This is a genomic window from Halobacillus alkaliphilus (assembly GCF_900113125.1).
GTDB classification, from domain to species: Bacteria; Bacillota; Bacilli; order Bacillales; family Halobacillaceae; genus Halobacillus; species Halobacillus alkaliphilus.
Genome location: NZ_FOOG01000019.1, coordinates 1 through 13,450 on the forward strand (window position 1 = coordinate 1; position 13,450 = coordinate 13,450).

Here is a 13,450-nt window from a genome sequence, read left to right on the forward strand (position 1 = left end):
AGGTAGGTGTTACCCGGCATTAGCCCCGGTTTCCCGGGGTTATTCCGGTCTTACAGGCAGGTTGCCCACGTGTTACTCACCCGTCCGCCGCTCGTTCCACAAGCTTCACCCCCGAAGGGGATCCGCTTGCTTCCCGCGCTCGACTTGCATGTATTAGGCACGCCGCCAGCGTTCGTCCTGAGCCAGGATCAAACTCTCCATAAAAGTTGAGATTGATTAGCTCTTTGCACACCGAATGTGCTTGTTTGAATTCTTTCTATAATGAAAGAATATCTTGACGTACTGGTTGGTTCGTTCAGTTTTCAAAGATCAAATACTGCCTCACCGACAGTAATCAAATTCTAGCATAATGTGTTAGAAACTGTCAATGCATTTAATAGAATTTGTTGAATAAAGTTTTTGTTTTGTTTTTGTAAAGTTGCTCTCAAATAAGCAACGTTAACTACTATACATGGCTACCAAATAAAAGTCAACAGTTTCTCATATTTTTTTATAGTTTCTTAATTGAAATGCTGAGTTTTAAAGTTAAACACTTATAACTGCAGATGTTAAAAAGCACTCCTCTACAGGATATTCCATGCAGCAGGAGTACTTTTTTAAGACTTTATATAATAAATCGGTTGTTGTCTTTTTTTCCGGATAATCTTCGCTGCTAGTTTTGCACCTCGTTTATCATCTGATACTACCAGAATTTTCTCAGGGCAATCAAACCTCTCTTTTATAGTCCTGGATAAATAACTCAAAGGGATATTTTCTGCTCCAGGATAAGGAGATCGGTAAGCTGAGATATAATCTCGTATATCAATTACACAGAGATCAGCACCAGAGAGGCTGGATTGGTTATACGGTTTTAAAGCTGATTTTTGATAAGCATTGTACACAAATAGGACTGCTATAATAAATATCGCTAAATAAAATAAAGTCATAATTCTAACCATAACCCTTTCAAATTAAAAAACTAGTTCTCCGGTCCACTTCAGCATGCCGCCCTGCATGTTTTTCACATGAGGAAATCCTTTTTCTTTCATGAATTCAGCCGCGTTCATGCTTCGGCTGCCTGACCTGCAGACAAGTATATACTCTTTATCTTTCGAGTATTGATCAATTTCATAAGGGATGTTCCCCAGAGGAATATGCTTGGCTGTCGGAACCATACCCTGAGCTACTTCCTCATTTTCTCTTACATCTATAATTGTCAATGGTTTATCTTGTGATATCATCGTGTCTACTTCTTGAGGTGTAATTTCTTCAATTTGGCTCATAAGTTCTCCTCCTTCAAATCTTCTTACAAGATTTATTCTATTAAAAAAACCTTCAAAGTCAAGAGATTGGATTGACCACAGTTTAGACATATAAAAGCCACCCCCAAAATAATCTGGAGGCGGCTTCTGTATTCATTAATTCGCTACGATATTCACAAGTTTACCAGGTACAGCTATTACTTTTCTTACGGTTTTTCCTTCGAGCCACTGTTGGACATTTTCATTTTCTAATGCCTGTTTTTCTAAGTCCTCTGCAGAAGCCTCTTGGTTAACCATCATTTTAGCCCTTACTTTACCCATTACCTGTACGACAATTTCGACTTCATCTTCTACGAGCTTTTCCTCATCGAATGATGGCCATTGCTGATACGTAATTGTTTCTGGATGTCCCAACTTTTCCCATAACTCCTCCGCCAAATGAGGAGCTATCGGAGAAAGAAGCTTCACGAATCCTTCTACATATGACTTCGGAAGTTCTTCTACTTTATAACCTTCGTTAATGAATACCATCATTTGAGAGATACCAGTATTGAAACGAAGAGCTTCAAAGTTTTCGGTAACTTTTTTAACCGTTTCGTGATACACCTTTTCGAGCTTATCTTCGGAAACGTCCGGTTTGATTGAATCTGATAATTTACCTTCCACAACGAATAATCTAAACACACGATCAAGAAAACGACGTGCACCGTCAAGACCATTCGTAGACCATGCTACGGATGCGTCCAATGGTCCCATAAACATTTCATAAAGTCTTAAAGTGTCCGCCCCATGGGTATGAACAATATCATCCGGGTTCACTACGTTCCCTTTAGATTTGCTCATTTTTTCGTTGTTTTCACCAAGGATCATCCCTTGATTAAAAAGTTTTTGGAAAGGTTCTTTAGTTGGTACTACCCCTGCGTCGTAAAGAACTTTATGCCAGAAGCGAGCGTATAACAAATGAAGAACAGCATGTTCTGCGCCCCCGATATACACATCGACAGGAAGCCATTTTTTAAGTTTTTCATAATCGCCCAGTTCCTGTTCATTGTGCGCATCAATATACCTAAGGTAATACCAGCAACTGCCGGCCCATTGGGGCATAGTGTTCGTTTCGCGGCGTCCCTTCATTCCTGTTTCTGGATCAACTACATTTACCCAGTCGGTAATATTGGCAAGAGGGGACTCGCCGGTACCGGACGGCTTAATTTCTGTCGTTTTAGGAAGCTCTACTGGTAATTCCGTCTCAGGAACCGGAGTAACGGAACCATCTTCCCAGTGGATAATTGGGATAGGTTCTCCCCAATAACGCTGTCTGCTGAACAGCCAGTCACGCAACCGATAGGTCGTCTGTTTTTTACCGCGACCGTTATTTTCCAACCATTCAATCGATTTATCTATTGCCTCATCCTTGTCGAGACCATTTAGAAAGTCTGAGTTGATGTGCTTGCCATCACCTGTATAAGCCTCTTCATTCACATTACCGCCTTCAACAACAGGGACAATTGGCAAATCAAATTTCTGAGCGAACTCAAAGTCCCGTTCATCGTGGGCAGGGACAGCCATTATCGCTCCGCTTCCGTAGCTCATTAAAACATAATCAGCTACCCAGATTGGAAGTTTCTCTCCATTAATAGGATTAATCGCATAGGCACCAGTGAATACTCCAGACTTGTCTTTAGCTAAATCCGTGCGCTCCAAATCACTTTTATTCATAGCTGTTTCTACATACGTTTGAACTGCTTCCTGATAATCAGGTGAAACGATTTGTTCCACGAGTGGATGCTCAGGAGCAAGCACAGCATAAGTAGCACCGAATAATGTATCCGGACGGGTCGTAAATACATCAAACGTCCCTTTATCTCCTTCTATATGAAAGGTTACTTCGGCTCCTTCTGATTTTCCGATCCAATTGCGCTGCATATCTTTAATACTCTCAGGCCAATCTAAATCTTCCAAATCATCAAGGAGTCGGTCAGCATATGCTGTGATTTTCAACATCCACTGCTTCATAGGTCTGCGTTCAACGGGATGATCCCCTCGCTCACTCTTACCGTCAATCACTTCTTCATTAGCAAGTACCGTTCCTAATGCAGGGCACCAGTTCACAGCAACTTCATCTATATAAGCTAACCCTTTTTCATACAATTTCAGAAAGATCCATTGCGTCCACTTGTAATAATCAGGATCAGTCGTGTTTACTTCCCGGTCCCAGTCATAGGAGAAACCAAGCTCTTGAATTTGGCGGCGGAAGGTCTGAATATTTTGAGCAGTGAATTCCTCAGGGTCATTACCCGTATCAAGAGCATACTGTTCAGCCGGAAGTCCAAAGGCATCCCAACCGATTGGATGCAATACTTCATATCCCTGCATCCGCTTCATTCTTGAAAGGATATCTGTTGCTGTATATCCTTCAGGATGCCCTACATGCAATCCTGCTCCAGAAGGGTACGGGAACATATCCAACGCATAAAACTTTTTCTTCTCTGACTCACTGTCTGTCTTGAACGTTTTTTGATCAAGCCAGTATTTCTGCCATTTCTTTTCTATTTTCTTATGATCAAAAGCCATTTCTTTTCCTCCTCATGTTCCTATCAAAATACAAAAAGCCCCTCATCCCTATATGGGACGAGAGGCTTGATTCCCGCGGTACCACCCAAATTAACGTTCTTTTAAACGTTCACTCGTGTATCGATAACGGCGATTCACCGGCAAAAAGCTACCATTAATGTTCACTTCTGCGACATCCGAGGCGAGTTCGTAATAATCAAGGACAGCTTTCACCAGCCGCTGCCTCTCTAAAAACTTGATCTTTCACTACTACTCCTCTTCCACGTCATTAAGTTTATAATCGTATCTTAATGAAACCAAAACTCTTTGTCAAGTTTATCAAGCCTATGTTTATAGTGAGATAATATAAGGTAAACAAAACAATAAGGATTCCTATAAGGAGGTCGTATCGATGAAAAATTTAGTCCGTAAAGCCGCAAATTATGCGAAGCGAAATCCACAAAAAACCAAAAGTTATGCGCGTAAAGCTGTCAATAAGCTTCAAAATCGCAGCAGTAAATCAAAAGTTAAATAATTTGAATTTCTCATAAACTGCATCTTCACAGATGTAGTTTTTTCTTTTATACCTCAACTAACCTCATTATTCTACTCTAACCCTGTTGATAGCAGAGAGGTACCACGTGAATGAAACTTTACTTATATGATAATAAATGTCCGAAAAACTCATCAAACAGATCACCTTTATTGAATACTCTTTCCAAGATAGTCAATTTGATGGTCAGATGATTAGGAATTATAATTCAAGCACTATTCATGCTACAATAATCCTTGCCTTAACCTAATTAAAAGGAGCTTTTAGAACTAATGACTTTGCAGCCAATTCTGAACTACGCCCATTCTCTAATGGAAAATGTTGTTAATGACGGAGACATAGCCGTTGATGCTACTTGTGGTAATGGTCATGACACGTTATTCCTCACCGGTCTAGTAGGGGAAAAAGGATATGTTTACGGCTTCGACATTCAAGAGCAAGCTATCATCAAAACCGAGGAACGGTTAAAAAAACATCAAGTAGAACAGCGGGTAACTCTAGTTCAGGCCTCTCACGCACAATTAGCCAAGCACATCTCTTCGAGCCACCAAGCACAAATTAAAGGAGCCATTTTCAACTTAGGCTATTTGCCAGGAAGTGATAAAAATATTGTTACCACACCAAAGGAGACAATTTCCTCCATAGAGCAGCTCCTTTCCTTCTTACAAAAGGGAGGTATGATTGTTCTAGTAATTTATCATGGTCATGAGGGAGGAAAAGAAGAAAAAGATGCTTTAATGGAGTATGTCGCATCATTGGACCAAAAGTCATTCAAGGTCCTGCAATACGGTTTCATTAATCAGAGAAATACGCCACCTTTTATTATAGCAATAGAAAAAACTTAGCCTGGCCCCTACAATGGACGACCAGGCTTTAATTTATGGTACATTTTAGTATTATAGTAAAAGAACTTCGCTTTACGTCCACTTACTTTAAGCAGATCTCTAACAAAGCTTTTCGCATTATCAAGCTTTCCCACTTTACGGTCAGCCAGGTACATGCCAACCAGGCCTTCATGAATCATTTGATGAAATGCTGTATCAGGAAGTTCTTGTACTTCTTCATGAGTTTGCCGGACAAAGTACTCAAATCGATGCTTCATCTGTTCTTCATGGGCATAATAAGAACAGAAATTTAAATCTCCTTCTTCTTCGTCTTCTCTCTGGTCAATGTAGTAATCCAGCAGTATGTGAAGCCCCTGCATAAAAGGGAAGTAACTTCTTTCGACTTGTTCTGCAAGCGATTCATCCATACGGCCGTTAAGCATATAAGATACCAGGCAAAAGATTCCTAAGGTAGAGCCTGTGCAAGCTGAAAACTCATACCACTCCAGATGTGGCCACTCAGATTGATGATCCTTAAACCAACTTTTAAGACGTGGTATTCTTTCCTCTTCAATCACGTGTTTATGTACTTGCAAGTCGGTATATAATGAGCCAAGTTTTAACGTGTGTTTCTGCACCAAAGGGTAATCCGAAGAGGCCTCGAGTACATTCTGGCAGGTATGAACAAGATCCCTTAAGTAATTACCATCATCTTTATCATCACGATAATGGTAATAATCTTTGACTTCATTTTCCGGAGTCAAAGCATCGGCCATGGATTGATGAAGCATGCGAAAATCGATCGGATCCATAGAAGTACTGCGGTCACACAAGTTATCAAGATAATCACTAATCGTCTGATAAGCAACAATAAAGCGAATAGACTCTTTCCATTGCGGTCCAGCAAGCATGGAGTAAATAGCCCCCCCTTCACAATGGAAGGTCTTATCTTCAATACTAGCTATCGCCTGGGTTCTCAATTCTTTGTTAGGAATCTTCTTAGCCCGCTCGATCCAATAATTCAATTCCTTATGGACTTCAGGAAAAACTTCCTTATAAACGCGAAACATTAAATAAACGGCATTTTGTGGTACTTGGGCTGTCACTACAACTCCTCCTTATCTGCTTGCTTCACTTGAAAATGGATGAAATTCAGAGCAAAATTGCAGACGTCTTCCTGCTCAGGTTCATTAAAGATTTCATGATAGAAACCCGGCCATTCTTTATAGGTTTTCTCCTTACATCCGACTTTATGAAACCATTCTTTTGTTTTCTCAGGATCTACCATATGATCCTCACCTGCCTGCATGACTAATAAAGGCACATCTGGAAACTCTTCAACTTCTGAAAATGACTTCTTAATCGCTTTTTGGAATTCCTTATACCACCGAATAGATACCTTCTCTATTATAAGAGAATCTTGTTTATCTTTGGCAATAACCTCTGGATTACGAGTTACATACTCAGGTTTAAAAGGAGCTTTTACAAGTACGGACGGCCAAACCTTATTTATTACATGGGTGACCGCTTCTAGAGACTTGCTGGCTCCATTTAGTATTCCTGCAGCAGGCGACGATAGAATCACTCCGTTCACTGTCGGTTTTAATTCCTGCATAACCCGCATCACAACCGTCCCTCCCATACTATGGCCCAGTAAAAATACAGGACGAGAAGAATCCGCTTTTTGCAGCCATTGACGCACAGTATCTATGTAAGTTTCAAAGTTCTTTATATGACCTTTCTTTCCTTCTGCTAGTCCCTGGCCTGGCAGATCACCATAAATAACATTAAACCCACCCTTTTGAAAGCTTTCAGCCAATGAATGATAACGCCCGGCATGTTCAAAAGCTCCATGCACAATAATGATGGTTGCTAAATTTTGACTGGAGTTTAATCGTTTCACTTCTACACGGCTCCTATCATTTTGCTATACTTAATATAACCATATTATAAGGGGGTTAAGTATGATTTGCGAATATAAAGGAAAAGAACCTCGGATTGATGATACTGCTTATATTGCTGAAGATACTGTAATTACTGGGGATGTAACGATAGGATCTTATTCAAGTATTTGGTTTAAAACAGTTATTCGTGGAGATGTATCATCCGTACATATTGGCAGCAATGTAAACATTCAGGACCTTAGTCTTCTTCACCAAAGTCCGGGCCTTCCATTGATAATTGAGGATGGCGTTACGGTTGGTCATCAGGTTACCCTTCACTCTCCTCACATTAAGAAAAATGCTTTAATAGGAATGGGGTCCTTAATCCTGGACGGAGCAGAAATAGGAGAACAGGCTTTTATTGGCGCTGGCAGTCTTGTACCTCCGGGTAAAGTAATCCCTCCGAACACCCTTGCTTTCGGTAGACCAGCTAAAGTCGTACGTGAATTGACCGAAGATGACATCAAAGAAATGAATCGAATCCGAACCAGTTATGTAGAGAAGGGGCAATATTATAAAGGAATACAAGGTTAAACAATCCAACGATCTTACAGTAACTATCTTTTATTAAAAAGGGAACTTCCTCATTGAGAAAGTTCCCTTTTTAATATACGAGAGTTTTTTAACTGAAACGCTGTTTTAACTCTTCTGCCTTATCTGTTCTCTCCCACGGAAATTCTACATCTGTGCGACCAAAGTGACCATAGGCAGCTGTTTGCCTATAAATGGGTCTGCGCAAATCGAGCATTTTAATGATGCCCGCAGGGCGGAGATCAAACAATTCTCTTACAGCTGCCACGAGGTCTTCTTCAGCTATCTGGCCTGTGTCAAAAGTATTAATGGAAATGGACACTGGCTGTGCTACCCCAATAGCATAGGCTAACTGCACTTCAACTGTATCAGCAAGACCAGCTGCCACGATGTTTTTAGCTACATATCTGGCCGCATAGGCAGCAGAACGATCCACCTTAGTGGCATCTTTACCACTGAATGCCCCGCCCCCATGACGTGCATAGCCGCCATAAGTATCTACAATGATCTTTCTGCCAGTTAATCCAGCGTCACCTTGAGGTCCTCCAATAACGAAGCGGCCTGTAGGGTTAATGAAGTATTTTGTACTGTCATCAATTAGATGAGAAGGGACAACCGGATCAATAACCTGTTCTTTTAAATCTTTTTTTATTTGTTCAAGGGTAATCTCTTCTGCATGCTGGGTTGATATAACGATCGTATCCACTCGAACAGGTTGATCATTAACGTCGTATTCGATCGTTACTTGCGTTTTTCCATCTGGACGAAGATATTCCAATGTTCCGTCGTTACGTACATCTGATAACCTTTTGGAAAGTTTATGAGCTAATGAAATCGGTAACGGCATCAATTCTTTGGTTTCATTATTAGCAAAACCAAACATTAATCCCTGGTCCCCGGCTCCTATAGCTTCTATTTCATCATCACTCATTTGTCCTTCTCTGGATTCATAGGCCACATCTACGCCGCCGGCAATGTCAGGAGATTGCTCATCAATGGCTGTTAATACAGCACATGTATCAGCGTCAAATCCAAATTTAGCTCTTGTATATCCAATTTCCTTAATGGTTTTACGAACAATGGCTGGAATATCAACATACGTATTGGTACTGATTTCTCCTGAAACAAGTACTAGTCCCGTTGTTACCGTTGTCTCACATGCAACTCTTGCATTTGGATCATTTTTTAAAATTTCATCTAAAATAGCATCAGAAATCTGGTCACAAATTTTGTCCGGATGACCTTCTGTAACAGATTCTGATGTGAATAACCGGCGATTGGCTGGCATTCTGAAAAACTCCTCCTTCTGTAAGTACAAAGTATTAGACGGAACTCTTTACCAGTATGTGTAGAAACTTTTTCATAGTCTCAATCTATGTTCTTTTCTTACGGATGTCACAACCTAAGGTGCAAGCAATTTGGAATAGCAATCGGCATATCACTTCGTGTAGATATTGCCTTAAAAATAGAAAAAACCCTTCCTGACTCGAGGAAAGGGGGCTGCTTCCTTTCGCTCTTATCGTCCAAGGAGTATTCGTCCTTGCTTCAGGTTAGCACCATGTCATATTTACATGACGGTTGCTGGGCTTCAAAGGGCCTGTCCCTCCACCTACTCTGGATAAGAGAGTTTCCGTTCTAAGATATCGTATCGAAAACGTACTTTAATGTCAATTAAAGCATAAATGCTATGAGGAACGCCCATTTTCAGATTTCTTCCCTCGTTTCAGTAACTGGCCTCCGATTGTAATGGTCATCAGGATTTTTTGGCGAAAATAATAAACCTTCTGCCTATTGCTACATAGTATAATTCATATGACTTCTCACATTCTCATTCCTTAATATCTTCTATACTAAAGGAAGAAATTAATCACCTCTTAACGAACTTGAAAAAGAACGGACAGATGATCTTTAACTTCACGCTGGTATTCGAATGGACGTCTAGACTAAACGTTTTCCCGAATTCACCCATTGCTGTTCCGTTTTTGGAATAAATGGCTTGGGGCAAAAAAAATAAAAGATATCCGCGTCCTCAACATTGCTGAATTTCTTATAAATTTCGTGCTTTTTTAAAGATCATCCAGCTTGCAAAAAACAGCCTTAAGGTTTAACCTGTCAATCATAAAAATTATTGAAAGCATTTTCATTATTAGTATGGATTAATAATACTATTGTGTTATACTAATGTTCAGATTAACACATAACTTGGATTAAAATCTTCTTATAAAGGCGGGTAGACACATATGAGTGCCATTAATCAAATGTCAGAATTGAATCTTTTATTAGCTCAAGACCACGTCCACCATCAATTATCGGTCCCTCAGCTAGTGGAAAGGGTTCTGGATCGCAACGAAGGAACATTGACAAATAAAGGTGCCGTCCAGGCCACAACCGGTGCTTATACGGGAAGGTCTCCCAACGACAAATTCATTGTCAAGGATGACCAGTCTAACCAATTGGTCGACTGGGGCAAAGTAAATCAACCTATTGAAGACAAAGTTTTTGTAAACCTTTATCATAAAGTACTGGATTACTTGAAAAATCGCAATGATTTATTCGTTTTTAAAGGATACGCAGGGGCAGATGAAAAGTTTCGCCTTCCGATTCAGGTCATTAATGAATTTGCATGGCATAACTTGTTCGCCCACCAAATGTTTATTAGACCAGACGAAGAAGAAGAGAAAAATCATGAGGCAGAATTCACGGTTATCTCTGCACCTACTTTTAAAGCGGACCCTGAAGTGGATGGAACCAATTCAGAAGCCTTTATTATGATTTCTTTTAAGCACCGCGTAGTACTTATTGGGGGAACGGAGTATGCAGGCGAAATAAAAAAATCTATTTTTTCAGTTATGAATTACTTACTACCTCAAAAAGACGTGCTTCCTATGCATTGTTCTGCAAACATCGGAAAAGAGGGAGACGTAGCTCTGTTTTTTGGTTTATCCGGAACAGGCAAGACGACCTTGTCCGCTGATCCTCATCGGAAATTAATCGGGGACGATGAACACGCATGGTCTAATTACGGCATCTTTAATATAGAGGGCGGTTGTTATGCAAAATGTATCAACTTATCTCAAGATAAAGAGCCTCAGATATTTAATGCGATTCACTTCGGTTCCGTTCTTGAAAACGTAGCTCTCGACAGCGGATCACACGCCCCGGACTACGATGACGTAAGTCTGACGGAAAATACAAGAGCAGCTTACCCGATCCACCATATAGATAACATTGTACAGCCTAGTATTGCGGGGCATCCACATGCGATCATATTCCTTACTGCGGATGCTACAGGTGTACTACCTCCCATCAGTAAATTAACCAGAGAGCAGGCGATGTATCATTTCTTGAGTGGTTACACAAGTAAGCTTGCGGGTACAGAGCGCGGAATCACCGAACCTCAGGCTACCTTCTCAGCCTGTTTTGGATCACCTTTTCTACCTTTGCCGCCTTCTACCTATGCTGAAATGCTTGGAGAAAAGATTGAACAATTTAATACGGATGTTTATTTAGTTAACACAGGATGGACAGGTGGCCGGTATGGAGAAGGATCCCGAATGAAATTATCTTACACGCGTGCTATGATTCATGCAGCTCTAGAAGGAGAATTGAATTCTGTAGAGACTTATACTGATCCCTTCTTTGGACTCAACATTCCTATGCATTGCCCTGGCGTACCCGACGAAGTATTGATTCCTCGAAAAACATGGGATAACCCTGAAGAATATGATCGGAATGCGCAAGAACTTGCAGATAAATTCCATGAAAATTTCAAGAAATTTTCCTATGCTACGGAAGAGATTAAGCAGGCAGGTCCATCTTATCACAGAAAATAGCTCATTCCTTTCTATAAAAAAGACGTCCGGATTCATTACCGGACGTCTTTTTTAATTCTTTTCATGATGTTCTTTAATTCTATGTAAGCATAAAGGAAGAACCTCATCTTTCATCATGAAACTAAAGCGTTCGTTCGATTTCATATTTTTAGGAAGGTGTTGAAAAATAACAGGACCATGTGTTTCAAAGTAATGCTCCTGCTTAGTTAAGAGGCCTATCGCAGCAAAGTACACATTCTTAATAACTGTGCCACCTTTACCTTCTACGTGATACTGACCCACGTATTGTAAATCTTCAACGTGACCTCCTGTTTCTTCCATCACCTCACGAACAGCTGCCTCTTCTGCTGTTTCCCCTTCCTCTACCTTTCCGCCAGGAAACTCAAACCCTCTGTCCTTATGCTGGGTAAGTAACCATTGGTTATTGTACCGGCATATGACCCATACATGTTTAGGAGATTTAGAAAAAGGGTGATCCTCAAAGGATAACCGAACTGGATTTTGGTAAAAATCGTTAAATGTTTTCATGCTAGATCAACTGCCTTTAATACTTGATGTGGGTATTTTCTTTATTCGAGCAATCCTTCACCTTTCTAAATCGTACCATAAGGATTTATAAATACAAACTACTCAGAACCAAAACAATGGCTTCTTTTTTTATATTTCTTCCTTTTATGACGAATCAATAAACCCTATAGGATTTTTTTGGATATGTTGAAACCTTGTATTTCTTATTACGTATAAAATATAAATACTTTTCTGAGAGGGAGGATTATTTTGAAATTTAAATTATTTATGCTTATAAGTACGCTGACAGCTTTTATTTTGGTTAGCGGCTGTGCAAGTTCAGAAGGAGCAAAGGTAGAGGACATTTATACTAAAGCAGCTGAAGCCAGTAAGAGTCTTGAGAACTTTGCTATGAAGGTGGAATCCAAACAAATTATTGATACTGGCACGGAAACAGGTAACGAAAGCGGGAGCGAAGATCCCCTTGTGCCTGGCAGTATACCTATTGTTACTACCATAGATTCTAAAATGCAGACGGATCCTATAGCCTTCCATCAAACGGTAGAAATGATGGGACAGACTATTGAACAGTACTACTCGGAAGATGGTCTTTATATGACCATGCCAACAAAAGAGGGATGGTTTAAAGCGCCAAAGCAAGTAGTAAAGCAGCTGAACGCTATGGGCGCACAGCAGCAAAATCCGGCTTCCCAATTAGAGAATTTGAAGGACTATATTGACGAATTTAAACTAGAACAAGGCGAATCCACCTATACGCTCTCTTTTCATTCAGAAGGCGAAAATGTGAAGAAACTTTTAAATGATTCGTTGAACGAGATGATGCCCAAAGAACAAGTGCCAGATGATCTAATGAAACATATGACGGTAAATAAAGTAGATTATACGTTTGTAGTGAATAAAGACACGTATTACCCATCGGCTGTTGATATGGAAATGGATTTTACAATTAATCAAAACGGAGAGAAAACCCATATGGTACAGACTTTCACTGGAAAATACAGTGATTTCAACGAAGTTGGGAACATTACTGTTCCTGAGGAAGTTAAATCAAATGCTAAGGAAATCGAAGGAATGGAAAGTTTATTCCAGTCCTAAGTTACTCAATGAACCGCTCCTGTACAGGAGCGGTTATTTTAATCTTCTAAAATTCTCATTTGCTCAATGTGTTCTCGAGTCATCTCATCTCCAAGATCATGGATCATTCGAAAAGCTGATTTCATTTCTACGTCGTAATCATCATTGTCCTGATCTTGGTGGTAGGGCATGGCAGGAATGTGCGCCCGAAAAAACGAACGCATATCAGAGTTGTACACTTCATCAAAAATTTCTCTGAGTTTAATGATTTCTTCTTCCGTAGCATATACAACAAAATCGTCATTATTGGCATCATGATTTAGGGAGATTTCCTGAGTGCCCATATTAATGTAATACTTATTTTTATTCATTA

The 13,450-nt window shown here is 40.1% G+C and carries 13 protein-coding genes, 1 rRNA gene, 1 riboswitch and 1 other annotated feature; of the genes, 5 read left to right on the top strand and 9 right to left on the bottom strand.

The annotated features are described in order from the left end of the window. The 4 genes from BMZ06_RS11275 to leuS all read right to left on the bottom strand — a co-directional run. Positions 1–204 (bottom strand): 16S ribosomal RNA (locus BMZ06_RS11275); the annotation flags it as partial. Between the two features lie 392 nt (positions 205–596). Next, positions 597–881: a rhodanese-like domain-containing protein gene (locus tag BMZ06_RS11280; protein ID WP_245756002.1), complete on the bottom strand. Its 285-nt coding sequence runs from the start codon at positions 879–881 to the stop codon at positions 597–599. Between the two features lie 69 nt (positions 882–950). Continuing rightward, positions 951–1,262, bottom strand: coding sequence for a rhodanese-like domain-containing protein (locus BMZ06_RS11285; protein WP_089752196.1), 312 nt, complete (start codon positions 1,260–1,262; stop codon positions 951–953). A 135-nt stretch (positions 1,263–1,397) separates the two neighbouring features. Further along, positions 1,398–3,812, bottom strand: coding sequence for a leucine--tRNA ligase (gene leuS, locus BMZ06_RS11290; protein WP_089752145.1), 2,415 nt, complete (start codon positions 3,810–3,812; stop codon positions 1,398–1,400). Positions 3,813–3,862: 50 nt separating this feature from the next. Beyond that, positions 3,863–4,084: a binding site (T-box leader), on the bottom strand. 119 nt (positions 4,085–4,203) lie between these two features. Between leuS and BMZ06_RS21140 the strand changes: the two genes are divergently transcribed. Together BMZ06_RS21140 and mnmM are read left to right on the top strand one after the other, a co-directional pair. After that, positions 4,204–4,326 (top strand): hypothetical protein, encoded by a 123-nt coding sequence (locus BMZ06_RS21140; protein WP_014644080.1) that lies wholly within the window; start codon positions 4,204–4,206, stop codon positions 4,324–4,326. Positions 4,327–4,616: 290 nt separating this feature from the next. Next, the gene (gene mnmM / locus BMZ06_RS11295) at positions 4,617–5,189 is read left to right on the top strand and encodes a tRNA 5-(aminomethyl)-2-thiouridylate-methyltransferase MnmM (protein WP_089752146.1); all 573 of its coding nucleotides are present in this window, start codon (positions 4,617–4,619) and stop codon (positions 5,187–5,189) included. Positions 5,190–5,197: 8 nt separating this feature from the next. On the opposite strand, the gene BMZ06_RS11300 is transcribed toward mnmM, so the two are convergent. Together BMZ06_RS11300 and BMZ06_RS11305 are read right to left on the bottom strand one after the other, a co-directional pair. Next, positions 5,198–6,274, bottom strand: coding sequence for a tetraprenyl-beta-curcumene synthase family protein (locus tag BMZ06_RS11300; protein ID WP_281244465.1), 1,077 nt, complete (start codon positions 6,272–6,274; stop codon positions 5,198–5,200). Further along, complete coding sequence (locus BMZ06_RS11305; RefSeq protein WP_089752147.1) at positions 6,274–7,071, bottom strand: alpha/beta hydrolase; 798 nt, start codon at positions 7,069–7,071, stop codon at positions 6,274–6,276. Before BMZ06_RS11305 ends, BMZ06_RS11300 begins: the two co-directional genes overlap by 1 nt. A gap of 61 nt (positions 7,072–7,132) precedes the next feature. Between BMZ06_RS11305 and BMZ06_RS11310 the strand changes: the two genes are divergently transcribed. Continuing rightward, positions 7,133–7,645 carry a gamma carbonic anhydrase gene (locus BMZ06_RS11310; protein ID WP_089752148.1) on the top strand — a complete coding sequence of 171 codons (513 nt, stop codon included), beginning with the start codon at positions 7,133–7,135 and terminating at the stop codon, positions 7,643–7,645. Between the two features lie 88 nt (positions 7,646–7,733). On the opposite strand, the gene metK is transcribed toward BMZ06_RS11310, so the two are convergent. Further along, positions 7,734–8,930 (bottom strand): methionine adenosyltransferase, encoded by a 1,197-nt coding sequence (gene metK / locus BMZ06_RS11315; RefSeq protein ID WP_089752149.1) that lies wholly within the window; start codon positions 8,928–8,930, stop codon positions 7,734–7,736. 225 nt (positions 8,931–9,155) lie between these two features. Further along, positions 9,156–9,267, bottom strand: a riboswitch (SAM riboswitch). Between the two features lie 615 nt (positions 9,268–9,882). Here metK and pckA point away from each other — a divergent pair. Continuing rightward, positions 9,883–11,475, top strand: coding sequence for a phosphoenolpyruvate carboxykinase (ATP) (pckA, locus tag BMZ06_RS11320; RefSeq protein WP_089752150.1), 1,593 nt, complete (start codon positions 9,883–9,885; stop codon positions 11,473–11,475). A gap of 51 nt (positions 11,476–11,526) precedes the next feature. Here the strand turns inward: pckA and ytkD are convergent, their stop codons facing one another. Continuing rightward, the gene (gene ytkD, locus BMZ06_RS11325; protein ID WP_089752151.1) at positions 11,527–12,003 is read right to left on the bottom strand and encodes an RNA deprotection pyrophosphohydrolase; all 477 of its coding nucleotides are present in this window, start codon (positions 12,001–12,003) and stop codon (positions 11,527–11,529) included. A gap of 249 nt (positions 12,004–12,252) precedes the next feature. Here ytkD and BMZ06_RS11330 point away from each other — a divergent pair, with 249 nt between their 5' ends. Beyond that, positions 12,253–13,098: a DUF6612 family protein gene (locus tag BMZ06_RS11330; protein WP_089752152.1), complete on the top strand. Its 846-nt coding sequence runs from the start codon at positions 12,253–12,255 to the stop codon at positions 13,096–13,098. 38 nt (positions 13,099–13,136) lie between these two features. Here the strand turns inward: BMZ06_RS11330 and BMZ06_RS11335 are convergent, their stop codons facing one another. Beyond that, on the bottom strand, positions 13,137–13,448 hold the full coding sequence (locus BMZ06_RS11335; protein ID WP_089752153.1) for a hydrolase: 312 nt from the start codon (positions 13,446–13,448) through the stop codon (positions 13,137–13,139). Positions 13,449–13,450: the final 2 nt, after the last annotated feature.